We start from the raw sequence: 26,272 nt of genomic DNA, 5'->3' as shown, positions 1-26,272 counted from the left end.
ACGGTCGCGGTTGAAGCCACCGCGCTCGCGGTCGCCGCCACCGAAGCCACCCGAACGGCCACCACGGTCGTCACGGTCACGACCGCCGCCGAAGCCACCACGGTCGCGGTTGAAGCCACCGCGCTCGCGGTCGCCGCCACCGAAGCCACCCGAACGGCCACCACGGTCATCGCGGTCACGGCCACCGCCGAAGCCACCCGAACGGCCGCCACGGTCGTCACGGTCACGGCCACCGCCGAAGCCACCCGAACGGCCACCGCGGTCGTCACGGTCACGGTCACGGCCGTAGGCCGGACGCTCGCCGCGCGCCTCGCGGTACGACGGGGCACGGTCCTCGGCCTGCGCCGCGGCGGGGGCCTCGGCGGCCGGAGCGGCCTCGGCCGACTCACCGGACTCGGCCTCGGCGGCCGGCTCCTCGTCCTCGATGCCCAGCTCGGCCCGCTCGCGCGCCGCACGGGCGGCCAGGCGGTCGGCCTCCTCGCGCAGCTCGGTGGCGCGGCGCTGCGCGCGCTCCAGCTGGCGGGTCATGTCGGCGAGCTCGCGCTCGGCGGCACCGGCGATGCCGGCCGCGCTCTCGGCCTGGACCTCGGTCAGCGAACGGGCGCCGGTGATCTTGGCGACCTCGGCGTCGAAGGCGTGGTCCAGGATGTGGCGCGAGGCGTCGACGCCCGCGTCCTCCATCAGGCGGAAGACGCCGCGGCGCTGGTGCGGCAGCACCAGGGTGACGACGGCGCCGGAGCGGCCGGCGCGCGCGGTGCGGCCCGAGCGGTGCAGGTAGTCCTTGTGGTCGCCGGCCGGGTCCACGTTCAGGACCAGGTCGATGCCGTCGACGTGGATGCCGCGGGCGGCGACGTCGGTGGCGACGACGACGTTGACGTAGCCGTCCTTGAAGTCGCCGAGGACGCGGGTACGGGCGCCCTGGGTCATACCGCCGTGCAGCGCGTCGGCCTTCACGCCGGCCTCGATCAGCTGCTCGGCGACACGGTCGGCGCCCATCTGGGTGCGGACGAAGATGATCGTGCGGCCCTTGCGGGCGGCGATCGCGTTGGTGATCGGCGCCTTGTCCTTGGGCTTCACCACGAGGATGTGGTGGGTCATGGTGGTGACCGCGCCGGCCGACGGGTCGACCTCGTGGGTGACCGGGTTCTTCAGGTAGCGCTTGACCAGGGTGTCGATCTCGTTCTCCAGGGTGGCGGAGAACAGCAGGCGCTGGCCGCCGGCCGGCACCTGGTCGAGGATCTCGGTGACCTCGGGCAGGAAGCCCATGTCGGCCATCTGGTCGGCCTCGTCGAGCACGACGGTCCGGACGTCGGCGAGCTTGGCGCTGCCGCGGTTCAGCAGGTCGCGCAGACGGCCGGGGGTGGCGACGAGGATGTCGACGCCGCGCTCCAGCGCGTAGATCTGGTTCGACATCGAGGTGCCGCCGCAGACGACCTTGAGCTTGAGGCCGAGCACCGAGCCGAACGGCTCCAGGGCGTCGGCGACCTGCATGGCCAGCTCACGGGTCGGGACGAGGATCAGGCCGCGCGGGTGCTTGGGCTTGGTGCGCTCGCCGTCGGCCAGGCGGGTCAGCAGCGGCAGGCCGAAGCTGAGGGTCTTGCCGGAGCCGGTACGGCCACGGCCCAGCACGTCCTTGCCGGCCAGGGCGTCCGGGATGGTCGCGGCCTGGATCGGGAACGGGGTGGTGACACCGCGCTTGGCGAGGGCACGCACGACGTCGTCGTGCAGGCCCAGGTCGCCGAAGGTGATGGTGGGCTCGGCGGCCGCCTCCTCGGTGGCCTCCACGGTCTCCACGGCCTCGGCGATCACCTCGTCCGCGGCGGTGTCGGTGATGTCGTTGGTGTCGGTGACATCGGCGGCGGCCTCGTTCGCGGGCATGGCGAAGCGGGCGTCGTCAACGAGAGACATGCAAAACCTTCCGGAAGTGGCACGCGCCAAAGTCCGGGGTTCTGTTTCACAACCGCCTCTATGCGGTCAGCCACGGATCGCCGGAACGCGCCAAGGGCGCCAGATGGGAATAGGGCGCCAGTCAAATGGATCAAACGAACGATCTACCACCATAGACGAACCTGGGGATCAGAGGCAAACCCCCTGCTCAATCACCTAATGCGCGACCACCCGCGGACTCGGGGCCGAGGAACCGGAGCTGCCGGAGGACGGGTCCGGGGCCGGCGGGACGGTCGCGGCGGGCGAGCTGTGCTCGGGCGCCGGAGTGCCGGACGGGTGGCTGCTCGGGGTGGACGAGGGCGTCCCGGCCGAGCCGCCGCCGGAGCGGCCCTCCCCGGTGCCGCCCGCCCCGCCGGTACCGCCGGAGCCCGCCGTACCGCCCGACCCGCCCGGGCCACCGCCCGGGTGCGGCACGGGACTTGTGTTCGCACCGCCCGCCGAACCGCCGCCCGGACCGCCGTCGGGAGCGCCCGACCCCGGCACCGGGACCACCCCGGCCACCGCGCCGTTCGCCCCCTGGGCCGCCTCGCCGGGCGCCGTCACGGTGGCCCCGTTCACCCCGCCCTCGCCCTGGAGGCCCCCCGGCCGCTCCGGATGGCCCGAGGCCCCGCCCGGGTGCCCGGCCCCCGGCGAGGCCGAGGGCCCGCCCGTCGCCCCCGGCCGGGCCGCCGGACCGGCCTGCCCGACCGGTGCCACGCCGTGCTTCTCCTCCGCCGCCGGGCCGACGGACATGCACCCGGTCAGCCCGAGCCCGGTCACCGTCAGCAGCGCCGCCGCCCGTACCGCGCGCGAGCGCGGGAGCGCCGCCGCCCGCCCCGGAGCCGTACGCGCCGCGGCCAGCCGCACCCGCACCGCCCGTACCGCCCGCACCGTCCGTGCCGCCCGTACCGAAGCCACTGAGGTCCCTCTCTACCGCCCCACCCGGGCCGCCCACTCGCGCGCGGCCGCTTTTGGTGCCCAACGCGCGCCCGGCCCGGCGGGACACGGGCAGCGCCCAAGCTCGCCCGGGCCGGGAAGGCGCACCGGCCCCTCCCGGGGGCTTCCGGCGCCCCGCTCAGCCCCAGAGGGCCGAGGCCAGCTCCGCGCCCGCGTAGACCGCGGCCAGCCCGGCCGCCACGCTGCCGGCCGCGTTGGCCAGCGCGTACCGTCCGGCGCCGGTCTCGGCCAGCCGCAGGGTCTCGTACGAGAAGGTCGAGTAGGTGGTCAGCGCCCCGCAGAGCCCCGTCCCCAGCAGCAGCTGGACCTGCGAGGAGGCCGCGCCCGCCGCCACCGCGCCGGTCACCAGCCCGAGGACCAGGCAGCCGACCACGTTCACCGTGAACGTGCCCCACGGGAACACCGAGTCGTGCCGGGACTGCACCGCCCGGTCGGTCAGGTACCGCAGCGGCGCGCCGACCACCGCGCCCGCCACCACCAGCAGCCAGTTCACTCCGCCGTCTCCCCCCGGCCCGGATCCCGGCCCGCGTCCCGGCCCGGCTCCGCCGCCGGCCCCCGGCCCGCGTAGGTCACGACCTCACAGCGGTCCAGCAGCACCAGCCCCTCCGCCACCATCCCGTCCAGCTGAGGCAGGAACGCCCGCACCCGCTCCTCCTCGTCCACGATCACCACCGCCACCGGCAGGTCCTCGCTCAGCGACAGCAGCCGCGTGGTGTGCACCAGCGACGAGGCCCCGAACCCCTCGATCCCCCGGAACACGCTCGCCCCGGCCAGCCCGGCCGCCCGGGCCCGGTGCACGATCTCGCTGTACAGCGGGCGGTGCTGCCACCGGTCGTTCTCCCCGACCAGCACGGTCAGCCGGAGCGCCGGCCCGCTCAGCCGGCTCACCGCGCGCCCCCGCCGGGCGCCGTCGCGCCCCGTTCGGCCCCGCGGCGGACGGCCCGGTGCACCAGACGCCGGGTCAGTCCGGCCGCCGCCCACACCGCGAACAGCGCGCCCGCCAGCGTCAGCCCGAGGTACGCCACGGCGGGCCCCGGCCGGCCGCCCTCCAGCAGGCGGCGGACGTCCACCGCGTACGTCGAGAAGGTGGTGAACCCGCCCAGCACCCCGGTGCCGAAGAACGGCCGCACCAGCGGATGCGCCTGGCGCCCCTCGGTGATCACCACCAGGAACACCCCGATCACCGCGCAGCCGACCACGTTGACCAGCAGCGTCGTCCACGGGAAGGCCGACGGCCCGGTCCGCCAGCCGAGCCCGGCCGCGTACCGGGCGACCGCCCCGATCGCCCCGCCCAGCGCGACGACCGCCACCGCCCGCCCCTGCCCGCGCAGCACCGGCGGCCGGGCCCGGCCGAGCCGTCCGCCGGGGGCCGGCGCCGCGCCCGACGGCAGCACCCGGGCCGGGCCGCCCGCCGCGGTGCCCCCGGGCGCGGTGCCGTCCGCGGCGTCGTCCACGGCGCCCTCCGAAGTCGTCACAGCCCCATCAAACACCGGCCCCCGCCACCTGGCACACCGTCATCCGGCACCGGACAATGATCCGGTGGAGATGACCCGGGAAGAGTTCGAATCGCTGGTCGGCGACGCCCTCGACCAGATCCCCTCGCAGCTCGCGGCCATGATGGACAACGTCGCGATCTTCGTCGAGGACGAGCCCGACCCGAGCGACCCCGAGCTGCTCGGCCTCTACGAGGGGACCCCGCTCACCGAGCGCGGCGAGTGGTACGCGGGCGTCCTGCCCGACCGCATCCTGATCTACCGCGGCCCCACCCTGCGCCACTGCGACACCCACGAGCAGGTGGTCGAGGAGGTCCGCACCACCGTCATCCACGAGGTCGCCCACCACTTCGGCTTCGACGACCACGAACTGGACGAGCTGGGCTGGTCCTGACCCCCGCCCACGGGCCCCGCCCCCCACCCGGCCGAAACCCGTTTTGGCGATCCGCCCCGCATCCCATATGCTTCTCGACGTCCCCGAACGCTGGGAACAGCGGGACAGGCCACAAGCCCTCATCGTCTAGTGGCCCAGGACGCCGCCCTTTCAAGGCGGTAGCACGGGTTCGAATCCCGTTGGGGGCACGCAGTACCGTAGTAAAGTGCAGTGCGCAAGACCGCAAGACCCTGAGTGGTTCGCCACTTCTAGGTCCCGTGGAGCAGTTGGTTAGCTCGCCACCCTGTCAAGGTGGAGGTCGCGGGTTCAAGTCCCGTCGGGATCGCTCGTCTCGCAAGAGACGGTGCAGTACGGCCAGGTAGCTCAGTTGGTACGAGCGTCCGCCTGAAAAGCGGAAGGTCGCCGGTTCGACCCCGGCCCTGGCCACAACCCGGAAGCCCCCGTAGCGAATTCGCTACGGGGGCTTCGCCGTTCTCCCGCCCCACCGGCCGACTAGGCGAAGACCTCGATCGCGCACCTGGCCGCGCCGCTGCGTCGGATGCGGGCGTCGCTGGTGACCAGGGGGACGGCGAGGGTCTCGGCGAGTGCCACGTACTGGGCGTCGTAGGCGCCGATGTCGTGGTGGAGCTCCCGGACCCGCTGCCAGAGGACCAGCGTCTCGTGCTTGGTGACGGCGAGCGTCTGGTAGTCGGCGATCGCCTTCTCCGCCTCCTTCGCCGTGAGCTTCCCGCCCCGGACCATGCCGAACAGGGCCGAGACGAGCTCGTAGTCGAGCAGGCCCGGGGCGGCGAGCACATCCAGGTCGCGGAGCCGGGCGCGGACGGCGCGGCCGGCCGGGCCGTGGTCGGCGAGTGCCCGGACCAGGGCCGAGCAGTCCACGACGACGGTGGAGGTCACCGGCGCTCCCGGCCCTCGTCGATCGCCGAGAGGATGTCGGCGGTGCTGATCTCGGTCCGGGCCTCCCGGTCGAGCCTGGTCATCATCTCGGCGAGCGACGGGGTGGCCGCCTCGCGGGTGACGAGGTCGAGCAGGTAGGCCTGGAGGCTCTTTCCGGCCTGCGCGGCCTTCAGCTTGAGGGTGTCCAGGATCGGGTCCGGGACTTCGCGGATGGTGATGGCTGTCATGCCTGCATTTTAGCTGCACCAGCTGCATATTGCTGGCACTTCCGGGTGGGCGACCGTTTCCCCCTGGAGGGGGAGGGGGTACCGCCCGCGGGACGATCCGGCGGGGTGGGGCGGCACGGGACCGTGGACGGCATGGAGACGACACGGGACACGGGGTGGAACCGGGTGGCGCGGGGCGCCGGGTACGCGGCGGCGGGGTGGGCGGTGGCCTTCGCGCTGGTGCACGTGTACTGGCTGGCGGACGGGCGGCTGGGGCTGCCGGACGGGCTGTCGGTGTGGAGCAGCACGCCGCTGCTGGTGATCGACGTGATCGCGATCCCGCTGTGCGCGGTGGCCGCGGCGGTGGCGCTGGCGCCGGTGCGGCGGTGGGGTGCCCGGGTGCCGGCCCGGCTGCTGGGCTTCGCGCTGTGGGGCACCACCGCGCTGCTGGTGCTGCACGCCGCGCCGTCGGTGCCGGACTGGATCGCACTGGCCACCGGCGGCCGGTCGGGGGCCGAGCTGGACGCGATGGCCCGGTTCGCGACCTTCGGCTACGAGCCGTTCTTCCTGGCGGGCGGCCTGCTGTTCGCGGTCGTCTCGGCCGCCCGGCTCACCGTCCGCCGGACGGCGGCACGGTGAGCCGGGCGGCGTTGACCGTGTTCCTGGCGCCTGAGTAGGGTCGCGGACGGCGGGCTCGGTTCCGTCGAGCCCGCCATCCGGCCCGGTCAGGTGGTCAGGAGGTCCGGAGCCAGCTGTCGGTGCTGCTCACCACCGAGCCGTCCGCCGCGTACTGGGTGATCTTCGCGGCGTCGGTGCCCGGCTTCGCCACCACGCCGTAGTAGCGGAACGGGGAGTCCCCGACGGCGACCGGCACCGCCTCGGTGGTGCCGCCGGTCTTCCAGTCGACCGCGACCTTCGCGACCTCGGCCCGGACCCCTTCGATCACCACCGGCGGGATGCCCGTCGCGTGCTTGAGGCCGAGCGACGCGCCGCCGACCGCGGCCGGGTACCCGCCCGGGGAGGAGACCGCGTGCACGGAGTCGTCGGCCTGCCGCTTGCCGTCCACCGTGTAGTAGTAGTTCACCTCGTCGATGCCCGCGTCCCAGTTGCTGTCGACGTCGCTCTGCCTGACCGGCTTCACGTCCGGGTTGACGGCGTACCGCTCCGCCCGGATCAGCTGCGCCTGCTTGAGGGCGCCCTCCTTCGTGGGGGAGGTCGGCCACAGCGCCACCCAGGCCTCCCAGGCGTGGCCGTTCGCGGTGCCCTCGCCGACCTTGACCCGGGTGGGGTTGAACGGGTCCCGGGCGCCGGGCGCCTTCGGGGTGGCCGTGCCGCCCGCGGAGCCGGGGACGGCCACGTCGGTGGCCGAGGCCGCGACCACGGTCGAGACGGCCTGCCGGCCGCGCTCGCCGAGCACCGCCGTCCCCCCGGCGATCCCGGCGACCAGCGCCGCCGCCACCCCGGCGGTCAGCAGCCGTCGGCGCCGCAGCCGCCGCCGGCCGCCGGCGACCAGCCGGTCGTACGGGACCGTCCCGGTCTCGACGCTGCCGGCCAGTTCGCCCAGGGCCCGTACGGTGGCCGGCTCGTCGCCGCCCGCCTCGTCCCCGGGCAGGTACTGGTTGCTCATCTTGCCCCTCCGATGCTCGTCAGTCCGATGAGTGAGGAGGCTCCGCGGAGTTTGGCCAGCCCTCGGGCCGCCTGGCTCTTCACCGTCCCGACCGAGCAGCCCATGGCCTCCGCGGTCTGGGTCTCGCTGAGGTCCTCCCAGTAGCGCAGCACCACGGCCTGGCGCTGCCGCGGCGGCAGGGCGCCGAGCGCGGCGAGCAGCACGGCCCGGTCGTCCGGGTCGGTGCCGGCCGGCGCGGGCCGGTCCGGGAACTCGGTGACCGGGTACTCGACCAGCCGCCGCCGGAACCGCCGGGCGTGCTCGTTGATCACGATCCGGCGCACGTAGGCGTACGGATCGTCCGCGGCGCGCACCCTGTTCCAGGCCGCGTACGCCCGTTCCAGCGCCTGCTGGACCAGGTCCTCGGCGCCGTGCCGGTCCCCCGCGAGCAGGTACGCCGTCCTGAGCAGCCGTGACCAGGCGCTGCCGACGAACGTCCGGAACTCCTCGTCCCGGGCGGTCTTGTGGGCTCCCATGAGCACCTCCTCACCCCCCAGAGCCCGGGACGGCCGTGGACCGTTGCCCGGCGTTCGCGATTCGCCGCTCACGGCTGTGACACTGGAGGGGCTCGAAAACCGAGGTGCGCTCCGCCGTGCCTCCTTGCGAACCTAGAGGGATGCCCGCAGTGAGTTCTCCCGCAGTCCAGTCCGCCACCGTACCCGCCGAGGGCGGCCCCGGAATCGGCGAGCTGGCCGCCCGTCTGCCCGAGCTGACCCTGCGCGACCAGGTGCGGATCGGGCGCCGGCTGGAGGGGGCCCGTCGGGTCCGCAAGCCCGAGGCCCGGCAGAAGGTCGCCGCCGAGATCGCCGCCGACATCGACCGCGCCGAGCTGGTCGTCGAGCGCCGCCGGAAGGCCGTGCCGGAGATCGGCTATCCCGCCGAGCTCCCGGTCAGCCAGAAGAAGGACGAGATCCTGGCGGCGATCCGGGACCACCAGGTGGTGATCGTCGCGGGCGAGACCGGCTCCGGCAAGACCACCCAGATCCCGAAGATCTGCCTGGAGCTGGGCCGCGGCGTGCGCGGCCTGGTCGGCCACACCCAGCCGCGCCGGATCGCCGCCCGCACGGTGGCGGAGCGGGTCGCGGAGGAGCTGGACAGCCCGCTCGGCGAGGCGGTCGGCTGGAAGGTCCGGTTCACCGACCAGGTCGGCCAGGACACCCTGGTCAAGCTGATGACGGACGGCATCCTGCTCGCGGAGATCCAGACCGACCGCGACCTGCACCAGTACGACACCCTGATCATCGACGAGGCGCACGAGCGCAGCCTCAACATCGACTTCATCCTCGGCTACGTCAAGCAGCTGCTCCCCCGCCGCCCGGACCTCAAGGTCGTGATCACCTCCGCGACCATCGACCCGGAGCGCTTCGCCCGCCACTTCGGCGACGCCCCGATCGTCGAGGTCTCCGGGCGCACCTACCCGGTGGAGGTCCGCTACCGGCCGCTCGCCGAGGACGGGGACGACGAGGCGGACGAGGTCGACCGCGACCGGGACCGGGACCAGGTCCAGGCGATCTGCGAGGCCGCCGAGGAGCTCCAGGCCGAGGGCCCGGGCGACATCCTGGTCTTCCTCTCCGGCGAGCGCGAGATCCGCGACACCGCGGACGCCCTCGACAAGCTGAAGCTGAAGAACACCGAGGTCCTGCCGCTGTACGCCCGGCTCAGCTCGGCCGAGCAGCACAAGGTCTTCCAACGCTCGCGCAGCCGCCGGATCGTGCTGGCCACCAACGTCGCCGAGACCTCGCTGACCGTCCCCGGCATCAAGTACGTGATCGACCCGGGCACCGCCCGGATCTCCCGCTACAGCCACCGCACCAAGGTGCAGCGGCTGCCGATCGAGGCGATCAGCCAGGCCAGCGCCAACCAGCGCAAGGGCCGCTGCGGCCGCACCTCGGACGGCATCTGCATCCGGCTCTACTCGGAGGAGGACTTCCTCTCCCGCCCCGAGTTCACCGACGCCGAGATCCTGCGCACCAACCTGGCCTCGGTGATCCTCCAGATGACCGCGGCCGGCCTCGGCGACATCGCCGCCTTCCCGTTCCTGGACCCGCCGGACTCGCGCAACATCAAGGACGGCGTCCACCTGCTGCACGAGCTGGGCGCGCTGGACCCGGACGAGAAGGACCCGCGCAAGCGCCTGACCGCGCTCGGCCGCAAGCTCGCCCAGCTCCCGGTGGACCCGCGGATGGCCCGCATGGTGCTGGAGGCGGACCGCAACGGCTGCGTCCGCGACGTCATGGTGATCGCCGCCGCGCTCTCCATCCAGGACCCGCGCGAGCGCCCGGCCGAGAAGCGCCAGGCCGCCGACGAGCGGCACAAGCGGTTCAACTCGGAGACCTCCGACTTCCTCTCCTACCTGGCGATGTGGCGCTACGTCCGGGAGCAGCAGCGGGAGCTCTCCTCCTCGGCGTTCCGCCGGATGTGCAAGTCGGAGTTCCTCAACTACCTGCGGATACGGGAGTGGCAGGACATCTACGTCCAGCTGCGCACCGTCGCCAAGCAGTTGGGCGTCACGATCGAGGAGCCGCACGAGGACGCCGAGCCGGACGCCGACCGGATCCACCAGTCGCTGCTGGCCGGCCTGCTCTCCCACATCGGCCTGTTCGACGTGGAGAAGCGCGAGTACGGCGGCGCGCGCGGCGCCCGCTTCGCGGTCTTCCCGGGCTCCGGCCTGTTCAAGAAGCCGCCGCGCTGGGTGATGTCGGCCGAGCTGGTGGAGACCTCCCGGCTCTGGGCGCGGATCAACGCGAAGATCGAGCCGGAGTGGGTCGAGCCGCTGGCCGGCCACCTGATCAAGCGGAGCTACAGCGAGCCGCACTGGGAGAAGAAGGCCGGCGCCGTCATGGCGTACGAGAAGGTGACCCTCTACGGAATGCCGGTCGTCGCCCAGCGCAAGGTCAACTACGGGCGGATCGACCCGGAGCTCTGCCGCGAGCTGTTCATCCGCAACGCGCTGGTCGAGGGCGACTGGGAGACCCACCACCGGTTCTTCGCGGAGAACCGCAAGCTGCTCGGCGAGGTCGAGGAGCTGGAGAACCGGGCCCGCCGCCGGGACATCATGGTCGACGACCAGACCCTGTTCGAGTTCTACGACGCCCGGCTGCCCGAGGAGGTCGTCTCCACCCGGCACTTCGACTCCTGGTGGAAGAAGGCCCGGCACGAGCAGCCGGACCTGCTGAACTTCGAGAAGTCGATGCTGATCAACGACGCCGCGGGCGGCGTCACGGAGGCCGACTACCCGGACCACTGGCAGCAGGGCAAGCTCCGCTTCAAGCTGACCTACCAGTTCGAGCCGGGCAGCGACGCGGACGGCGTGACGGTGCACATCCCGCTGCCGGTGCTCAACCAGGTCACCGCGGAGGGCTTCGACTGGCAGATCCCCGGTCTGCGGGAGGAGCTGGTCACCGCGTACATCAAGTCGCTGCCGAAGGCGGTCCGCCGCAACTTCGTCCCGGCGCCGGACTTCGCCAAGGCGGCGCTGCGCGCGGTGAAGGACCGCCAGGAACCGCTCCTCCCGGCCCTGGAGCACGCCCTGAAGCGCCTGACGGCGGTCACCGTGCCCCCGGAGGCCTGGGACGACGAACGGGTCCCCGACCACCTCAAGGTGACCTTCCGGGTGGTGGACGGGCGCCGCAAGCTCGCCGAGTCCAAGGACCTGGAGGAGCTGCGGCTGAAGCTCAAGCCCAAGCTCAAGGAGACGCTCTCCTCGGCCGCCTCCGGCCAGGGCATCGAGCAGAGCGGGCTGACCGCCTGGCCGGCCTCGCTGCCGGTGCTCCAGCGCACCTTCGAGCAGCGCTCGCGCGGCCACTCGATGCGCGCCTACCCGGCGCTGGTGGACGAGGGGCCGTCGGTCGGCGTCAAGCTGTTCGACACCCCGGAGGCGCAGGCCCGGTCGATGTGGGAGGGGACGCGGCGGCTGCTGACACTGACCACCAACTCCCCGGCCAAGTCGATCCAGGGCCGGCTGGGCAACCAGGCGAAGCTGGCGCTCTCGCACAGCCCGCACGGTTCGATCACCGCCCTGTTCGAGGACGTGGTGTCGGCCGCGACGGACCGGCTGATGGCCCTGAACGGCGGCCCGGCCTGGGACGAGGCGGCCTTCGGGAAGCTGCACGACAAGGTGCGCGCGGACCTGTACGACCTGTCCGCGGACACCACCCTGAAGACGGCCACCGCGCTGATCGCCTTCCACAAGGCCTCGACCCGGCTGAAGTCGGTGAGCAGCCCGGTGCTGCTGAACGCGGTGAACGACGTCCGGCTGCACCTGGCCTCGCTGGTGCACCCGGGCTTCGTGACGGCCACCGGCTGGCAGCGGCTGCCGGACCTCAAGCGCTACCTGCTGGCGGTGGACCGCCGCCTGGAGGCGCTGCCCAACCACCCGCAGCGGGACGCCCAGCAGCTGCTGAAGGTGCAGCAGGTCCAGCAGGCGTACGGGGAGCTGCTGGCGGCGGTGCCGGCCGGGCACCAGCCGTCCGCGGAGGTGCGGGCGATCCGCTGGATGATCGAGGAGCTGCGGGTCAGCTTCTTCGCCCAGTCGCTGGGCACGCCGAGCCCGGTCTCGGAGAAGCGGATCATGAAGGCGATGGACGCGGCGCGGGCGACGCTCTGACCCGGGCGGGGGCGGGTGACCGCCCCCGCCGGTGCTGTGAGCTGCGGACGGGTGCGGGTGGGCGTTCAGGAGCCAGTTCGACCTGGGGGCCCACCATGGGCTACAGTCTGTCTTGTTCGCAGCGCGGCAAGCGAGTGAACGAGATCAGGAAACCCTGGTCCCGTGGAGCAGTTGGTTAGCTCGCCACCCTGTCAAGGTGGAGGTCGCGGGTTCAAGTCCCGTCGGGATCGCCGCAACGCGAGAGGCCCGGAACCGTCAGGTTCCGGGCCTCTCGCTTTTGGTCGTTCGGCCCTTTACCCCGAGTAGGTCTAGACCACAAGTGACAGACCGTGTGACGGTCGTCACCCGGCCCCCTCCGGAGCCGGCCTCGTGGAGCCCCCTCCGGAACCCCGTTAATTTAATATGTAAAATTGTACAGCTATTCACTGTAAATCCCCCCCACCCCACGCGCATCAAATCGTTATCCGGAGTTCAACATTCCGACCACTCGGCCGACGCCCGAACACCCTCGGGCGGGCACGACAAAGGGGCCGCTTACCGGACCCGGCGGAGTCCGGTAAGCGGCCCCTTTAAAAGAGCCTTCGGCCTATCAGGCCTCAGTACGCTGGGCGGGAATCCCAGCCAGCAGAGCGCGCACCTCCGCCTCACGGTAACGGCGGTGACCACCGAGCGTGCGAATCGACGTCAGCTTGCCTGCCTTGGCCCAGCGGGTGACCGTCTTCGGGTCCACGCGGAACATGGTGGCAACCTCTGCCGGCGTCAGCAGCGGCTCAGCATCAGGGGTACGAGCGGTCATGAGCGGCCTCCTCGGGAGAACCGAACCAGGGCGGTTCTATCCTTCAAATTCTGCACCTTGGCCCGCGATGCCCGAAATGGCATAGACGGGCCGAGTCGGTTATAGGACGAACGGCTTGTCCTGGTGTCTACAACTACACCATCCGTCCAGCCCTATCGACCAAACCGCCAAAATTGACCCCTCACGGGTTCAAGGCCGACGGATGGCGATGGACCACCCCATAGCGGACAGTCACATAGTGATGACATCCGGTTACGAGGGGACCAGACCCTCCGTTTCCCCGCAAAGCACGCATCGACTCCAGAACCACCCAAAAGTGGGCACGCTCACGTGAAGTTGGGCTGGTTGTCCCATTTTTGCACATAGGGGTAAGTTCGCGTCAACGGTGAGTAGTGTCACGTTCGGCAGCTATTGACCCGAACCGGGACCTTGGTCATCCGATGTGCAGCCCTTAGGACTCTTACAGTCATACACGCGCGGTCGGACGTCAGTTCGCGTGCCGCAGCGCCAGCACCCGGCGCCACCGCACCGTCAGCTCCCCGTGGACCCGCAGCGCCTCCGCGGTGTCCCCGGCCCGCAGCGCCCGCAGCCCCTCCTCCAGCTCCCCCGCCGAACGGTCCGCCAAGAGCCGCTCCGGGCCCAGCAGATGCACCAGGCCCCCGTAGTCCAGCTCCACCAGCGAGCGCGGGTGGAACTCCTCCAGCCAGCGCCCGACCCGCTCCGCCCCCCGCACCAGGTCCCCGTCCGGCGCCGCCTCGCGCAGCGCCCGGAAGGCCCGGGCCACCCGTCGGCGCGCCTGCGCCATCGGCACCAGGTAGAACAGCGCCGCCGGCCGGCCGCCCCGCCCCTCTCCCCCGCCCGGGCCGTCCACCGGCCCCTCCTCGCCCGGCCCCTCCCCGCCCGGCACGAAGCAGCGGTCCTCGTCCCCGAACGGCAGGAACCAGTGCACCGGCACCTCCCACCGGCTGGTCAGGATCCACGGCCGGGCATCCGGGTGCTCGGCCCGCCAGCGCTCCCGGTCCGCCTCGGCGGCCGCCCGGGTCACCGGCGGCAGCGCGGTGTCCAGCAGCGCCACCGGCGCCCCGGCCCGCAGCTCCTCCAGCGCCTGCCAGCTGCGCAGCCTGGTCGCCCACGGGCAGACGTACAGGACGCCGTCCACCAGCCGCAGGTACGCCCGCCCGCTCTCCCGCTCGGGCAGTGCCCGGGGCGTGCGGGCGGCCAGCCCGGCGAGCGCCTCCCGCTGCTCCTCCAGCACCGCCGCCGCCACCGGCTGGGCCGGCTCCGCGGCGTCCGGCCCGTGCTCCGCCGCCCAGGCCTGCCAGCGTGCCCGGTCGGGCTCCGGGTGGGCGGCCAGCGGCTCGTAGACCCGCAGGTGGGCCGCGTAGGGCGGCTGTACGGAGGTACGTACGACGGTCACGTCCTGCATGGTCGCACGCGCCGCGCGGCCCCGGGAGAGCGCGCCCCCGCACCGTTCGCGCCCGCACTCCGCACCGCCGTCCGTCTCACCCCTCGGACGTCCGGCCCCGGCTCGGGCAAGACGCCGGACCGGCGGCGCGCCCCCGACTACGCTTCGCCCTAGGCGCCCGCACCACAGCAGCGGGCCTTCAATACTGGAGTCACCACAGTGACCGACGTACAGACCCCCGCCACGCACCCCGCACCCGGCGTGCTCAGCAGGATCTTCCGTACCGAGCAGGACGGCGCCCCCGGCGACGGTCACGAGCAGGTCGTCCTCTGCCACGACCGCAGCTCGGGTCTGAAGGCGATCATCGCCATCCACTCGACCGCCCTGGGCCCGGCCCTCGGCGGCACCCGCTTCTTCCCGTACGCCTCCGAGGAGGCGGCGCTGGAGGACGCGCTGAACCTGTCCCGCGGGATGTCCTACAAGAACGCGCTGGCCGGGCTGGACCTCGGCGGCGGCAAGGCCGTCATCATCGGCGACCCGAACAAGGACAAGAACGAGGCGATGCTCCGGGCCTACGGCCGCTTCGTCGAGTCCCTGCGCGGCCGCTACATCACCGCCTGCGACGTGGGCACCTACGTCCAGGACATGGACGTCATCGCCCGCGAGACCGAGTTCGTGACCGGCCGCTCGCCCGAGCACGGCGGCGCCGGCGACTCGTCCATCCTGACCGCCTTCGGCGTCTTCCAGGGCATGCGCGCCACCGCCCAGGCCCGCTGGGGCCAGCCGACCCTGCGCGGCAAGCGGGTCGGCGTCGCGGGCGTCGGCAAGGTCGGCCACTACCTGGTCGGCCACCTCGTCGCGGACGGCGCCACGGTCGTCGTCACCGACCCCTTCGAGGCCGCCGTCAACCGCGTGCGCGCGGCCCACCCCGAGGTCGAGGTGGTCGCCGACACCGCCGCCCTGCTCCAGGCGAAGCTGGACGTCTACGCCCCCTGCGCCCTCGGCGGCGCGCTGACCGACGACGTCGTCGCGGCGCTGGGCGGCTTCGGCACCTCGATCGTCTGCGGCGCGGCCAACAACCAGCTGTCCCACCCGGGCGTCGAGAAGGACCTCGCCGACCGCGGCATCCTCTACGCCCCGGACTACCTGGTGAACTCCGGCGGCGTCATCCAGGTCGCCGACGAGATCGACGGCTTCAACTTCGAGCGGGCCAAGAACAAGGCCACGAAGATCTTCGACACCACCCTGGAGATCTTCACCCGGGCGACGGCCGACGGCGTCCCGCCGGCGGTCGCGGCCGACCGCCTGGCCGAGAAGCGGATGCGCGAGATCAGCGCCCTGCGCACGGTGCTGCTGCCCGGCGCCCGCCGCGGCTGACGGGTCACCAGCCGACCCCGTGGCGCGCGGGGGGCCGTCCCAGTGGCCCCCCGCGCATCACGATGTGGAACCGGATTCTCACTTCTCCGGCCGAACGGGTGATCCGAAGCCCCCCTAGGGGGGATAATCAGTCCTGGAACGACGGACCCAAGACACCTCTGGACAGCGCGCAAAACGCCGCAAAACCTCCCTTGACCTGGGAAGACCTGGTCGCGGGTGCGGTCGGTGCGCGCCACGTCACACTGACGACGTACCGTCCAGCGGCGGAAACAGGTACCGTTAATGCTCCAAGGGACGGTCCTCCCATTCGGGCAGGCCGGTCCTGATCATGAACACGTGTCAGACTCGGGGCCGTGAGCCCCATCGTTGAGGGGGTCGACCCATGGGGCGCGGCCGGGCCAAGGCCAAGCAGACGAAGGTCGCCCGCGAGCTGAAGTACAACAGCGGCGGGTTCGACGCTAACCGTCTGTCCAACGAGCTGGGCGTATCGCCGTCCACCGCTTCGATCGAGCCGGAGCCGATCGAGGAGGAGGAGGACGACGACCCGTACGCGGAGTACGCCGCCCGCTACGCCGACCTCGACGACGACGGCGACACCGAGCCGGGCACCGGGCCGTCGCAGGCCTCCCGCCGCTCGTAACAAGCAGTCCCGCCGGACCGGTCCGGGCGCCCTGGGCGCCGGGCCGGTCTTCGGCGTTCCCGCGTACGGCGGTCGCCGCGCGGGCCGGTCCTGACGACGGAAGGGCCCCTCCGGAGCTCCGGAGGGGCCCTTCCGTCGTCAGCGCCGGGTCAGTTCGCCCGGAAGCCCTCGTAGGCGTTGTAGAGGGCCGCGCCGCCCTCGTGCTCCTCGCCGCGCTCGACGATGTCGCCGAGCAGCCAGGCCTCCACGCCGCGGTCCTCCAGGATCGACAGCACGGCGTCCACCGAGTGCGGCGGGACGACCGCGACCATGCCGACGCCCATGTTCAGCGTCTTCTCGATCTCCAGGGTGGCCACCTTGCCGACCTCGGCGACGGTCCGGAAGACCGGCAGCGGGGTCCAGGTGCCGCGGTCCAGGCGGGCGTGCAGGCCGTCCGGGACGACCCGGGCCAGGTTGGCCGCCAGGCCGCCGCCGGTGACGTGCGAGAAGGCGTGCACCTCGGTGGCGCGGGTGAGCGCCAGGCAGTCCAGCGAGTAGATCCGGGTCGGCTCCAGCAGCTCCTCGCCGAGCGTCCGGCCGAACTCCTCGACCTTGCGGTCCAGCTTCCAGCCGGCCTCGTTCAGCAGCACGTGGCGGACCAGCGAGTAGCCGTTGGAGTGCAGGCCGGAGGCGGCCATCGCGATCACCACGTCGCCGGCCCGGACCCGGTCCGCGCCGAGCAGCGCGTCGGCCTCCACCACACCGGTGCCGGCGCCCGCGACGTCGTACTCGTCCGGGCCCAGCAGGCCCGGGTGCTCGGCGGTCTCGCCGCCGACCAGGGCGCAGCCGGCCAGCGCGCAGCCCTCGGCGATGCCCTTGACGATCGCGGCGACCCGCTCCGGGACGACCTTGCCGACGCAGATGTAGTCGGTCATGAACAGCGGCTCGGCGCCGCAGACCACCAGGTCGTCGACGACCATGCCGACCAGGTCGTGGCCGATGGTGTCGTGCTTGTCCATGGCGGCCGCGATGGCCACCTTGGTCCCCACGCCGTCGGTGGCCGAGGCCAGCAGCGGCCGCTCGTAGTTCTTGAAGGCGGACGCGTCGAAGAGGCCGGCGAAGCCGCCGAGACCGCCGACCACCTCAGGGCGGTTGGCCTTCTTCACCCACTGCTTCATGAGCTCGACGGCGCGGTCGCCCGCCTCGATGTCGACACCGGCGGCGGCGTAGGTGGCGCCGTTCTGGTTGCTGGTCACTGCGTGCGGCCCTTTCGGGTCAGGTGGGGGTGGTTCGGAAACAGCGGTGGGGCCCCGGTTCGCGGGACCCCACCGTGCGTTCTTACGGGCGGCGCAGCGCGTCGGCCGCGCCCGCCCCGCCGAGCAGCGACTGGACGCCGTCCAGGTCGCTGCCGCTGGTCGGCTTGCCGCGGACGGCGGGCGGCTGCTGGCCGCCCTTGATCTCGGCCTCCAGCAGGAGCTTGCCGAGCAGCGCCGGGTCCGGCAGCTCCATCGGGTACTCGCCGTCGAAGCAGGCCCGGCAGAGCCGGTCCTTGGGCTGCTTGGTGGCCTCGATCATGCCGTCGATCGAGATGTAGGAGAGCGAGTCCGCGCCGAGCGTGCGGCCGATCTCCTCGATGGTCATGCCGTTGGCGATCAGCTCCGCGCGGGTGGCGAAGTCGATGCCGAAGAAGCAGGGCCACTTCACCGGCGGCGAGGAGATCCGGATGTGCACCTCGGCGGCGCCGGCCTCGCGCAGCATCTTCACCAGCGCGCGCTGGGTGTTGCCGCGCACGATCGAGTCGTCCACGACCACCAGGCGCTTGCCGGCGATGACCTCGCGCAGCGGGTTGAGCTTGAGCCGGATGCCGAGCTGGCGGATGGTCTGGCTGGGCTGGATGAAGGTGCGGCCCACGTAGGCGTTCTTCACCAGGCCGGAGCCGTACGGGATGCCGCTGGCCTCGGCGTAGCCGATCGCGGCGGGGGTGCCGGACTCGGGCGTCGCTATCACCAGGTCGGCCTCGACGGGCGCCTCCTTGGCCAGCCGGCGGCCCATCTCCACGCGGGAGAGGTGCACGTTGCGGCCGGCGATGGAGGTGTCGGGGCGGGCCAGGTAGACGTACTCGAAGACGCAGCCCTTGGGCTTGGCCTCGGCGAACCGCGAGCTGCGCATGCCGTTCTCGTCGATGGCGATGAGCTCGCCCGGCTCGACCTCGCGGATGAAGGAGGCGCCGCAGATGTCCAGCGCCGCCGTCTCGGAGGCGACCACCCAGCCGCGCTCCAGCCGGCCGAGCACCAGCGGGCGGATGCCCTGCGGGTCACGGGCGGCGTAGAGGGTGTGCTCGTCCATGAAGACGAGCGAGAACGCGCCCTTGACCTTGGGCAGCACGACCTTGGCCGTCTCCTCGATGGAGAGGTCCGGGTGGCCGGCGAGCAGGGCCGTCACCAGGTCGGTGTCGTTGGTCGCGGCGTTCCGGCCGGAGCGCGAGACGTGCTCCTCGCCGGGCAGTTCGGCGACCATGGCCGCCAGTTCGGCGGTGTTCACCAGGTTTCCGTTGTGCCCGAGGGCCAGCGAACCGTGAACGGTCGCGCGGAAGGTCGGCTGGGCGTTCTCCCAGACCGAGGAACCGGTGGTCGAGTAGCGGGCGTGTCCGACGGCGATATGCCCGTGCAAGGACCCCAGCGATGCCTCGTCGAAGACCTGGGAGACGAGCCCCATGTCCTTGAAGACGAGAATCTGGGAGCCGTTGCTCACTGCGATGCCCGCGGATTCCTGACCGCGGTGCTGCAGGGCGTAAAGGCCGAAGAACGTGAGCTTGGCGACCTCCTCGCCGGGAGCCCAGACACCGAAGACGCCACAAGCGTCCTGGGGGCCTTTCTCACCGGGAAGAAGATCGTGGTTGAGTCTTCCGTCACCACGTGGCACGCCTTCGAGTCTAGGGCAGTTGACCCGGGCTTCCGGACCCCGGGACTGCGGCTTTGTCCCGCGATCGCGAGTTAACGCGCGTAGACAAAACCCCTTACCGGTCCGGCATTTCGGGTGGGGGGAATTCCGGCGCGTGGCGGTTGGCCTTGCGGTTCGCGCCTGTTGGGGAGTTCGGTGTGCGCGACGGCGGGGGTCGGGGGGCGGACGAACGTGAGCCTGCTCACCCGGGGTTCCCCCACCGGTCGCCCGGCGGTCGTCCGGCGGTCGTCCGCCCGTGGTTCCCCGGCTGCCCGCCGGTGGCTCCCTCGTCAGCCCGCCGGTGGTTCTCCCGTCAGGCCGCGGGCAGCAGCAGGCCCCAGGCCCCCGGGTGCACCGTCCAGGTCCGGGCCCGGACCGGGCCGACCGGATGGCCGTCCGCCTCGTAGCCGAAGCCGCGCCCGACCACCGAGACGCTCGCCGCCCGGGCCCGCACCAGGGCGCCGGAGGCGGCGACCACCACCTCCATCTCGCCCGTTCCGTGCGAGGCGCCGGCCGGGAGCGAGACCTGGACCAGCCGGACCGGCCGGTGGACGTCCGCGAGCAGTCGGCCGTCGGCCTCGACCCGGACCCGGGAGCCGTGGTCGGTGCCGTCCGGGGTGAGTGCGTTCGCCTGCTCGGCCGCAGCCAGTTTCGCCCATAGCGAACGCCAGCCCCCCGGACGGCCCACCGGACGGCGCGCGGCCCCGCCGGTGATCCGCACCCCGCCCAGCGCCACCCCGCCGCCGTCGTCGACCAGCAGGTCCAGCCGGCGCGGCGCGCCCGAGAGCACCGCCCGCGCGGCCCGGACCGGCTCCCCCGGCACGCCGAGCGCGCGGGCCGCGACCAGCTCCTCCGAGCGGCCGACCGGAACCATCCCCACCGGTTCGTCGCCCAGCTCACGCTGGCGGTGCAGGGCCTGGAGCACCCGCTGCAGAGCGAGGTCGGAACCGATCACCACCGGTCGCCTCCGACCCCGGTGCGAAAGCACCCGGTCGAGCTCGGAAGGGCTCTCCGGAAAGACCACCTTGACGTCCGCTCCCCCGCAGAGCACGTCCTTCGCGATCCGCACCGACTCGCCGTCGGTCTGCCGGGCCACCGGGTCGAGGAGCAGCAGGAGCGGCTCCGGGCCGCCGGTAGCAGGCGTGGACAGGGACGACACGACCGGTCCTTCCTCAGGTAATCTCTCGGTGCAAGAGCCCCTTGCGCCATTGCGCCAGGGGCTTCGTCTATCTCGGGGCAGACTGCGGCCTACGCAGGATGCCCCAACCGGAAGGGGTGTACGCCTGTGCCGGCACTCGTGCTCGTTGGCGCTCAGTGGGGAGACGAGGGCAAGGGGAAGGCCACCGACCTCCTCGGTGGCTCCGTGGACTACGTGGTCCGCTACCAGGGCGGCAACAACGCCGGTCACACGGTGGTCATCGGTGACCAGAAGTACGCCCTGCACCTGCTCCCTTCCGGCATCCTCAGCCCGAACGTGACGCCGGTGATCGGCAACGGCGTCGTGATCGACCCGGCCGTGCTGCTCTCCGAGCTGGCCGGCCTGAACGACCGCGGCATCGACACCTCCAAGCTGCTGATCTCGGGCAACGCCCACCTGATCACGCCGTACCACCGCACCCTGGACAAGGTCACCGAGCGCTTCCTCGGCAAGCGCCGGATCGGCACCACCGGCCGCGGCATCGGCCCGACCTACGCGGACAAGATCAACCGCGTCGGCATCCGGGTCCAGGACCTGTTCGACGAGTCGATCCTGCGCCAGAAGATCGAGGCGGCGCTGCACGACAAGAACCAGATCCTGGTCAAGCTGTACAACCGCCGCACCATCCCGGCCGACCTGGTGGTCGAGGAGTACCTGGGCTACGCGGAGAAGATCAAGCCCTTCCTCGCCGACACCACCCTCGTCCTGGACGAGGCGCTGAAGGCCGACAAGGTCGTCCTGCTGGAGGGCGGCCAGGGCACCCTGCTCGACGTCGACCACGGCACGTACCCCTTCGTGACCTCGTCGAACCCGACCGCGGGCGGCGCCTGCACCGGCGCCGGCATCGGCCCGACCAAGATCGACCGGGTCATCGGCATCCTCAAGGCCTACACCACCCGCGTCGGCTCCGGCCCGTTCCCGACCGAGCTGCTCGACGAGGACGGCGAGGCGCTGCGCCGGATCGGTGGCGAGCGCGGTGTCACCACCGGCCGCGACCGCCGCTGCGGCTGGTTCGACGCCGTCATCGCGCGCTACGCGACCCGGGTCAACGGCCTCACCGACTTCTTCCTCACCAAGCTGGACGTGCTGACCGGCTGGGAGCAGATCCCGGTCTGCGTCGCGTACGAGATCGACGGCAAGCGCGTCGAGGAGCTCCCCTACAACCAGTCGGACTTCCACCACGCCAAGCCGATCTACGAGACGCTGCCGGGCTGGACCGAGGACATCAGCAAGGCGAAGACCTTCGCCGAGCTGCCGAAGAACGCCCAGGCGTACGTGAAGGCGCTGGAGGAGATGTCGGGCGCGCCGATCTCGGCCATCGGCGTCGGCCCGGGCCGCGACGAGACGATCCAGATCAACTCGTTCATCTGAGCCTGATCCTCGGCTGACACTTCGAGGGCCCCGCGGGATCCGTCCCGCGGGGCCTTCGTTTGCCTCACATGCCAGATTTGCACTAGTGCAAACATCTCTTGCTTCTAGTGCAGAGCGGCGCTACGTTCGGATCATGACCGCGAAGCTGCCCTCACCCGTCGTCCTCACCGGCCGCCACATCCGCCTGGAGCCGCTGGAGCGCCGCCACCTCGCCGACCTCTGGACGGCCGTCGGCCCCGACCCCGAGGTCTGGCGCTGGACCATGCACCTGCCGCCCGTCTCGGAGCAGGAGTTCGGCGCGGTCCTCGACATCCGCGTCGCCGAGGCGGCGGCCGGCGAGTCGGTGAACTTCGCCGCCGTCGACCTCGCGAGCGGCCGGGCCGTCGGCGTCACCGGCTACCACGACCTCAGCGCGCAGGACGAGTCCGTCGAGATCGGCGGCACCTGGTACGCCCGCTCGGTCTGGCGCACGGCGGTCAACACCGAGGCCAAACTGCTGCTCCTCTCCCACGCGTTCGAGGACCTCGGCATGGGCCGCGTCTTCTGGAAGACCGACGCCCGCAACGAGCGCTCCCGCACCGCGATCCAGCGCCTCGGCGCCCAGTACGAGGGCACCCTCCGCCGCCACCGCCGGCGCCCCGACGGCACCTGGCGGGACAGCGCCTACTTCTCGATGCTCGCCGAGGAGTGGCCGGCGGCCAAGTCCCGTCTGACCGAGCGGCTTTCACGGGGCTGAGCCGCCGGACCGGCGGAGTGCGAGGGTGCGCGGAGGCTATTTCCGCTCGCCTCGGGCGGAATGGCCGGCCGCGAACTCGCGCTTGGCCGCGCGGGGTTCACAGGCCTGGATGTTCACCAGCCAGACCAGCCAGCCGACGAACAGGACGGCGAGCAGGAGCGCCGACAATCCGGCGACGAGAAGCGCATTCACCGGGATGCGGAAATGCGCCGGGGTGGATGGGGCCGGTGGGGAGGGCCGAGGGGCGTGGGGAGTGGCATGGCTGTCTCCGGTCGGTGATTTCGGGCGCCGCGACCATGCATCTGATGTGTCATTACGGCCGAATGTCGGCCGTTAGACGACTGTTTGACGACTGTTTAGGCGGCAACAAGTCAGTGAGTGACACGGATGACCATAGGGTCAAGGTGCCAGAGTTGCTACCGAGCGGGAAGACGTTCACTCCATCGTGGGGTATCCCCCATTTTGGTAGCTAGGGCCCGGTACGCGCGGCACACTTCACCGGAAGCATCGACGCGAGCCGCGACCCGGAGAAGAGAGTCATGCCACCCCGCTTGTCGCCGACCGTGCGCCAGCAGCGCCTCGGGATCGAGTTGCGCAGGATGCGCGAGCTCGTGGGCGTCACGCCCAAGAGCCTGGCCGCCACCATCGGCACCGACCTGCCCAAGATCTCCCAGATGGAGAACGGGAAGTCGGGCATCAGCGCCGAGCGGCTCCGGATCTGGGCGCACACCTGCGGCTGCGAGGACGGCCCTTATCTGGACGCCCTGTTGGCGATGACGCAGGACCGGCGCAAGTACTGGTGGGACGGCTACCGCGGCCGGCTGCCGAACGCGATCATCGACATCGCGGAGATGGAGCACCACGCCTCCTCCCTGTCCATCCTGAACAGCACCTTCATCCCCGGCCTGCTGCAGACCCCGGACTACGCCGCCGCGGTGTTCGAGCGGCTTCCCCCCCAGTACCGGCAGGAGGCGGACATCCGGAAGGCGTTCCGGATCCGGCGCCAGCAGATCTTCGTCGACCACCCGAAGCCGTACAGCGCGTTCCTCCACGAATCCGCGCTGCGCATGCAGTTCGGCGGCCCGGACGTGCTGCGCGACCAGCTGCGGGGCCTGCTGGAGAACTCCGAACGGCCCGGGGTGGAGATCCGGGTGATCCCGTTCAGCGTGCCCACCTACACCGGCTCCGGGGAGAGCCTGTACCTCGCCCGCGGGCCCGTCCCGGAGCTCGACACCGTCCAGATCGATCTCTCCCACGGGCCGACATTCGTGCACACCCAGGTCGAACTGGCCTCCTACCGCCGGATCAAGGAGGAGACCGCGGCGATCGCGCTCGGACCGGACGAGTCCCGGGAGTTCATCCGGTGCTTGCTGAAAGACTTCGCATGAATACCTGGCGCAAGGCCTCGGCCAGCGGTGAGAGCACCGACTGCGTCGAGGTCAGAGCCGCGGGCGAACTGGTGGAGATCCGCGAGTCGGACCGGCCCGAGGTCGTCGTGCGGACCACCCCGCGCAAGTGGGCCGCCTTCGTCCGCGGGGTGAAGTCCGGGGAGTTCGACCGGTACGGGGACTTCACCCGACCCTGATGCCCGACCCTGACGTCCGACCCTGACGTCCGACCCTGACGTCCGACCCTGACGTCCGACCCTGACGTCCGGCCGTGATTCCCGACCCCGCCCGGCGCGTGCGGCGGCGCCGCCGACCGGCCCCGCTCCTTGCGCCCCGGCCCCCGCTCCTTGCCCTAGGCTGGCAGCCCACAGTGGACCCTGCGCCCGACACGGCACTCCGGGTGGGGTGCGCGTGCGGGAGAAATCGGAGCATCCGAGGATGGCTCGGCACCTGATCACCAGCGCCCTTCCGTACATCAACGGGATCAAGCACCTGGGCAACATGGTCGGGTCCATGCTCCCGGCGGACGTCTACGCCCGCTACCTGCGCCGACGCGGGCACGAGGTGCTGTTCATCTGCGCCACCGACGAGCACGGCACACCCGCCGAACTCGCCGCCCAGGAAGCCGGGTTGCCGGTCGCGGAGTTCTGCGCCCGGGCGCACGACGCGCAGCGGGCGGTGTACGACGGCTTCGGGCTCTCCTTCGACCACTTCGGCCGCAGCTCCTCGCCGCAGAACCGGGAGATCACCCAGGAGATCGCCCGCGAGCTCCAGCGCAACGGCTTCATCGAGGAACGCGCGATCCGCCAGGTGTACTCCAACGCCGACGGCCGCTTCCTGCCGGACCGCTACATCGTCGGCACCTGCCCGCACTGCGGCTACGACAAGGCCCGCGGCGACCAGTGCGAGAACTGCACCCGGGTGCTGGACCCGACCGACCTGCTGGAGCCGCGCTCGGCGATCAGCGGCAGCGCCGACCTGGAGGTCCGGGAGACCCGCCACCTGTTCCTGCTCCAGTCCAAGCTCACCGAGGAGGTCGAGGACTGGATCGACGCCCACGCCGACGACTGGCCGGTGCTGGCCTCCTCGATCGCCCGCAAGTGGCTGACCGAGGGCCTCCAGGACCGCTCGATCACCCGCGACCTGGAGTGGGGCGTCCCGGTGCCGGCCGACGTGTGGCCCGAACTGGCCGCCGAGGGCAAGGTGTTCTACGTCTGGTTCGACGCCCCGATCGAGTACATCGGCGCCACCAAGGAGTGGGCGGACGCGGCCCCGGCCGGGCACCTGCGGGACTGGAAGTCCTGGTGGTACGAGGCCGACGAGACCGTCCGGTACACCGAGTTCATGGGCAAGGACAACGTCCCGTTCCACACCGTGATGTTCCCGGCCACGCTGCTCGGCTCGCGCCGCCCGTGGAAGAAGGTCGACTACGTCAAGGCCTTCAACTGGCTGACGTACTACGGCGGGAAGTTCTCCACCAGCCAGCGGCGCGGCGTCTTCGGCAACGACGCGCTGGACCTGCTGCCCGCCGACTACTGGCGCTACTTCATGATGGCGCACGCGCCCGAGTCGGACGACTCCAGCTTCACCTGGGACCTGTTCGCCTCGGTCGTCAACAAGGACCTCGCCGACACCCTCGGCAACTTCGTCAACCGGGTGCTCACCTTCAGCCGCAAGCGCTTCGGCGACGACGTCCCGGGCGGCCACGCCCCGGGCGAGGCCGAACAGCGCCTCGGCGAGCAGGTCGCCGGGCTGCTCGCCGAGTACGAGGCCCAGCTGGACGCGCTCAACTTCCGCAAGGCGGCGCAGGCCCTGCGCGCGCTGTGGAGCGCGGGCAACGCGTACCTGGACGAGAAGGCGCCCTGGCTCCAGGTGAAGACCGACCCGGAGGCGGCGGCGCTGACCCTGCGCACCGCGATGAACCTGATCCACCTGTACGCGGTGGTCTCCGAGCCGTTCATCCCGACCACGGCGGCGGCCATGCGCGGCGCCTTCGCGCTGCCCGCGGACTCGCCGGCCGCCACCCGCGACTGGATCGGCCCGGAGGAGGCGCGGGCGCTGGACCTGGTGCCGGCCGGGACGGCGTTCACGGTGCCGCCGGTGCTGTTCGCCAAGATCACGGACGAGGACCTGGCGGCCTGGACGGAGCGCTTCGGCGGCTCGGCGGGCTGAGTGGCGGGACGGCTGGACGGCGGCGGGGGGCGCGCCGGTGGAAAACGGCCCCCCCCCGACCAGAATACAACCCCCCCACCTCCGCAGCCCACCCCACCACCACCACCCCCACGACCACCCCAACC

Annotated in this window: 25 protein-coding genes and 4 tRNA genes; 14 read left to right on the top strand and 15 right to left on the bottom strand. The window is 71.9% G+C overall.

Translation table 11 applies throughout. The features are described 5' to 3' along the window. From ACFVU7_RS31990 to crcB (ACFVU7_RS31970), 5 genes are all read right to left on the bottom strand, one after another. Positions 1–1,908 (bottom strand): DEAD/DEAH box helicase (locus tag ACFVU7_RS31990; RefSeq protein ID WP_388048535.1); only part of this gene is annotated, 1,908 nt, incomplete at its 3' end. 195 nt (positions 1,909–2,103) lie between these two features. After that, positions 2,104–2,844, bottom strand: a complete 741-nt coding sequence (locus ACFVU7_RS31985; protein WP_388048533.1) for a hypothetical protein — start codon at positions 2,842–2,844, stop codon at positions 2,104–2,106. A gap of 157 nt (positions 2,845–3,001) precedes the next feature. Further along, positions 3,002–3,376, bottom strand: coding sequence for a fluoride efflux transporter CrcB (gene crcB, locus ACFVU7_RS31980; RefSeq protein WP_074002061.1), 375 nt, complete (start codon positions 3,374–3,376; stop codon positions 3,002–3,004). Then, entirely contained in the window at positions 3,373–3,771 is a 399-nt protein-coding gene (locus tag ACFVU7_RS31975; RefSeq protein ID WP_074002060.1) for a DUF190 domain-containing protein, read from the bottom strand. The genes crcB (ACFVU7_RS31980) and ACFVU7_RS31975 overlap by 4 nt, the downstream gene beginning before the upstream one ends. After that, positions 3,768–4,277 carry a fluoride efflux transporter CrcB gene (crcB, locus tag ACFVU7_RS31970; protein ID WP_079272053.1) on the bottom strand — a complete coding sequence of 170 codons (510 nt, stop codon included), beginning with the start codon at positions 4,275–4,277 and terminating at the stop codon, positions 3,768–3,770. Before crcB (ACFVU7_RS31970) ends, ACFVU7_RS31975 begins: the two co-directional genes overlap by 4 nt. Before the next feature lie 151 nt (positions 4,278–4,428). Between crcB (ACFVU7_RS31970) and ACFVU7_RS31965 the strand changes: the two genes are divergently transcribed. From ACFVU7_RS31965 to ACFVU7_RS31950, 4 genes are all read left to right on the top strand, one after another. Next, positions 4,429–4,770 (top strand): metallopeptidase family protein, encoded by a 342-nt coding sequence (locus tag ACFVU7_RS31965; RefSeq protein ID WP_388048531.1) that lies wholly within the window; start codon positions 4,429–4,431, stop codon positions 4,768–4,770. A gap of 115 nt (positions 4,771–4,885) precedes the next feature. After that, positions 4,886–4,958 (top strand) — tRNA-Glu (locus ACFVU7_RS31960). Positions 4,959–5,021: 63 nt separating this feature from the next. Further along, positions 5,022–5,095, top strand: a tRNA-Asp gene (locus ACFVU7_RS31955). Positions 5,096–5,122: 27 nt separating this feature from the next. Further along, positions 5,123–5,196, top strand: a tRNA-Phe gene (locus ACFVU7_RS31950). A gap of 66 nt (positions 5,197–5,262) precedes the next feature. Here the strand turns inward: ACFVU7_RS31950 and ACFVU7_RS31945 are convergent. Both ACFVU7_RS31945 and ACFVU7_RS31940 read right to left on the bottom strand, forming a co-directional pair. Next, entirely contained in the window at positions 5,263–5,667 is a 405-nt protein-coding gene (locus ACFVU7_RS31945; RefSeq protein ID WP_388048529.1) for a type II toxin-antitoxin system VapC family toxin, read from the bottom strand. After that, a complete protein-coding gene (locus ACFVU7_RS31940) occupies positions 5,664–5,894 on the bottom strand; it encodes an antitoxin (protein ID WP_117488944.1) in 231 nt (76 codons plus the stop codon). The genes ACFVU7_RS31945 and ACFVU7_RS31940 overlap by 4 nt, the downstream gene beginning before the upstream one ends. Before the next feature lie 132 nt (positions 5,895–6,026). Between ACFVU7_RS31940 and ACFVU7_RS31935 the strand changes: the two genes are divergently transcribed. Beyond that, complete coding sequence (locus ACFVU7_RS31935; RefSeq protein ID WP_388048527.1) at positions 6,027–6,512, top strand: DUF3995 domain-containing protein; 486 nt, start codon at positions 6,027–6,029, stop codon at positions 6,510–6,512. A gap of 94 nt (positions 6,513–6,606) precedes the next feature. On the opposite strand, the gene ACFVU7_RS31930 is transcribed toward ACFVU7_RS31935, so the two are convergent. Further along, entirely contained in the window at positions 6,607–7,500 is an 894-nt protein-coding gene (locus ACFVU7_RS31930; protein WP_074002056.1) for a hypothetical protein, read from the bottom strand. Further along, positions 7,497–8,015 carry a SigE family RNA polymerase sigma factor gene (locus ACFVU7_RS31925; RefSeq protein WP_117488941.1) on the bottom strand — a complete coding sequence of 173 codons (519 nt, stop codon included), beginning with the start codon at positions 8,013–8,015 and terminating at the stop codon, positions 7,497–7,499. Before ACFVU7_RS31925 ends, ACFVU7_RS31930 begins: the two co-directional genes overlap by 4 nt. Before the next feature lie 149 nt (positions 8,016–8,164). Here ACFVU7_RS31925 and hrpA point away from each other — a divergent pair, with 149 nt between their 5' ends. Together hrpA and ACFVU7_RS31915 are read left to right on the top strand one after the other, a co-directional pair. Further along, the gene (gene hrpA, locus ACFVU7_RS31920) at positions 8,165–12,145 is read left to right on the top strand and encodes an ATP-dependent RNA helicase HrpA (protein ID WP_369808314.1); all 3,981 of its coding nucleotides are present in this window, start codon (positions 8,165–8,167) and stop codon (positions 12,143–12,145) included. A 156-nt stretch (positions 12,146–12,301) separates the two neighbouring features. Next, positions 12,302–12,375 (top strand) — tRNA-Asp (locus tag ACFVU7_RS31915). Between the two features lie 359 nt (positions 12,376–12,734). Here ACFVU7_RS31915 and bldC read toward each other — a convergent pair. After that, positions 12,735–12,941 (bottom strand): developmental transcriptional regulator BldC, encoded by a 207-nt coding sequence (gene bldC / locus ACFVU7_RS31910; protein WP_014137253.1) that lies wholly within the window; start codon positions 12,939–12,941, stop codon positions 12,735–12,737. A gap of 487 nt (positions 12,942–13,428) precedes the next feature. After that, complete coding sequence (locus tag ACFVU7_RS31905; RefSeq protein WP_388048525.1) at positions 13,429–14,367, bottom strand: hypothetical protein; 939 nt, start codon at positions 14,365–14,367, stop codon at positions 13,429–13,431. A gap of 198 nt (positions 14,368–14,565) precedes the next feature. Here ACFVU7_RS31905 and ACFVU7_RS31900 point away from each other — a divergent pair, with 198 nt between their 5' ends. Together ACFVU7_RS31900 and ACFVU7_RS31895 are read left to right on the top strand one after the other, a co-directional pair. Continuing rightward, positions 14,566–15,723, top strand: a complete 1,158-nt coding sequence (locus ACFVU7_RS31900) for a Glu/Leu/Phe/Val dehydrogenase dimerization domain-containing protein (protein WP_074002053.1) — start codon at positions 14,566–14,568, stop codon at positions 15,721–15,723. A gap of 382 nt (positions 15,724–16,105) precedes the next feature. Then, a complete protein-coding gene (locus ACFVU7_RS31895) occupies positions 16,106–16,363 on the top strand; it encodes a DUF3073 domain-containing protein (RefSeq protein WP_049654080.1) in 258 nt (85 codons plus the stop codon). 149 nt (positions 16,364–16,512) lie between these two features. Here ACFVU7_RS31895 and purM read toward each other — a convergent pair whose 3' ends face one another. The 3 genes from purM to ACFVU7_RS31880 form a co-directional block, all read right to left on the bottom strand. Further along, positions 16,513–17,598, bottom strand: coding sequence for a phosphoribosylformylglycinamidine cyclo-ligase (gene purM / locus ACFVU7_RS31890; protein WP_049654082.1), 1,086 nt, complete (start codon positions 17,596–17,598; stop codon positions 16,513–16,515). 82 nt (positions 17,599–17,680) lie between these two features. Beyond that, complete coding sequence (gene purF, locus ACFVU7_RS31885; protein WP_049654084.1) at positions 17,681–19,264, bottom strand: amidophosphoribosyltransferase; 1,584 nt, start codon at positions 19,262–19,264, stop codon at positions 17,681–17,683. Positions 19,265–19,595: 331 nt separating this feature from the next. Further along, positions 19,596–20,441: a hypothetical protein gene (locus ACFVU7_RS31880; protein WP_074002051.1), complete on the bottom strand. Its 846-nt coding sequence runs from the start codon at positions 20,439–20,441 to the stop codon at positions 19,596–19,598. 126 nt (positions 20,442–20,567) lie between these two features. On the opposite strand from ACFVU7_RS31880, the gene ACFVU7_RS31875 reads away from it, so the two are divergent. After that, positions 20,568–21,851, top strand: a complete 1,284-nt coding sequence (locus tag ACFVU7_RS31875; protein ID WP_049656442.1) for an adenylosuccinate synthase — start codon at positions 20,568–20,570, stop codon at positions 21,849–21,851. Between the two features lie 133 nt (positions 21,852–21,984). Beyond that, positions 21,985–22,587 (top strand): GNAT family N-acetyltransferase, encoded by a 603-nt coding sequence (locus ACFVU7_RS31870; RefSeq protein WP_117488938.1) that lies wholly within the window; start codon positions 21,985–21,987, stop codon positions 22,585–22,587. Positions 22,588–22,623: 36 nt separating this feature from the next. Here the strand turns inward: ACFVU7_RS31870 and ACFVU7_RS31865 are convergent, their stop codons facing one another. After that, positions 22,624–22,779, bottom strand: a complete 156-nt coding sequence (locus tag ACFVU7_RS31865) for a hypothetical protein (protein WP_159028574.1) — start codon at positions 22,777–22,779, stop codon at positions 22,624–22,626. A gap of 347 nt (positions 22,780–23,126) precedes the next feature. Between ACFVU7_RS31865 and ACFVU7_RS31860 the strand changes: the two genes are divergently transcribed. The 3 genes from ACFVU7_RS31860 to metG all read left to right on the top strand — a co-directional run bounded on the left by ACFVU7_RS31860 (position 23,127) and on the right by metG (position 26,147). Beyond that, the gene (locus tag ACFVU7_RS31860; RefSeq protein WP_063780290.1) at positions 23,127–23,975 is read left to right on the top strand and encodes a helix-turn-helix transcriptional regulator; all 849 of its coding nucleotides are present in this window, start codon (positions 23,127–23,129) and stop codon (positions 23,973–23,975) included. Beyond that, positions 23,972–24,172: a DUF397 domain-containing protein gene (locus tag ACFVU7_RS31855; protein WP_074002049.1), complete on the top strand. Its 201-nt coding sequence runs from the start codon at positions 23,972–23,974 to the stop codon at positions 24,170–24,172. Before ACFVU7_RS31860 ends, ACFVU7_RS31855 begins: the two co-directional genes overlap by 4 nt. A 241-nt stretch (positions 24,173–24,413) precedes the next feature. Then, complete coding sequence (gene metG, locus ACFVU7_RS31850) at positions 24,414–26,147, top strand: methionine--tRNA ligase (protein WP_117488936.1); 1,734 nt, start codon at positions 24,414–24,416, stop codon at positions 26,145–26,147. Positions 26,148–26,272: the final 125 nt, after the last annotated feature.

Origin of the sequence: Kitasatospora sp. NPDC058046 (genome assembly GCF_042885595.1) — a bacterium.
Classification (GTDB): domain Bacteria; phylum Actinomycetota; class Actinomycetes; order Streptomycetales; family Streptomycetaceae; genus Kitasatospora.
The sequence above is the reverse complement of the archived record's forward strand: the minus strand, read 5'-3'. Positions and strand labels throughout refer to the sequence as shown.

Excerpts from the sequence above, each read along its gene's own strand:
- ACFVU7_RS31895 (WP_049654080.1), top strand. The coding sequence starts at position 16,106 with ATGGGGCGCGGCCGGGCCAAGGCCAAGCAGACGAAGGTCGCCCGCGAG.
- ACFVU7_RS31940 (WP_117488944.1), bottom strand. The coding sequence starts at position 5,894 with ATGACAGCCATCACCATCCGCGAAGTCCCGGACCCGATCCTGGACACC.
- ACFVU7_RS31905 (WP_388048525.1), bottom strand. The coding sequence starts at position 14,367 with ATGCAGGACGTGACCGTCGTACGTACCTCCGTACAGCCGCCCTACGCG.
- ACFVU7_RS31860 (WP_063780290.1), top strand. The coding sequence starts at position 23,127 with ATGCCACCCCGCTTGTCGCCGACCGTGCGCCAGCAGCGCCTCGGGATC.
- ACFVU7_RS31935 (WP_388048527.1), top strand. The coding sequence starts at position 6,027 with ATGGAGACGACACGGGACACGGGGTGGAACCGGGTGGCGCGGGGCGCC.
- bldC (WP_014137253.1), bottom strand. The coding sequence starts at position 12,941 with ATGACCGCTCGTACCCCTGATGCTGAGCCGCTGCTGACGCCGGCAGAG.
- ACFVU7_RS31965 (WP_388048531.1), top strand. The coding sequence starts at position 4,429 with ATGACCCGGGAAGAGTTCGAATCGCTGGTCGGCGACGCCCTCGACCAG.
- ACFVU7_RS31870 (WP_117488938.1), top strand. The coding sequence starts at position 21,985 with ATGACCGCGAAGCTGCCCTCACCCGTCGTCCTCACCGGCCGCCACATC.
- ACFVU7_RS31855 (WP_074002049.1), top strand. The coding sequence starts at position 23,972 with ATGAATACCTGGCGCAAGGCCTCGGCCAGCGGTGAGAGCACCGACTGC.
- metG (WP_117488936.1), top strand. The coding sequence starts at position 24,414 with ATGGCTCGGCACCTGATCACCAGCGCCCTTCCGTACATCAACGGGATC.
- ACFVU7_RS31930 (WP_074002056.1), bottom strand. The coding sequence starts at position 7,500 with ATGAGCAACCAGTACCTGCCCGGGGACGAGGCGGGCGGCGACGAGCCG.
- ACFVU7_RS31925 (WP_117488941.1), bottom strand. The coding sequence starts at position 8,015 with ATGGGAGCCCACAAGACCGCCCGGGACGAGGAGTTCCGGACGTTCGTC.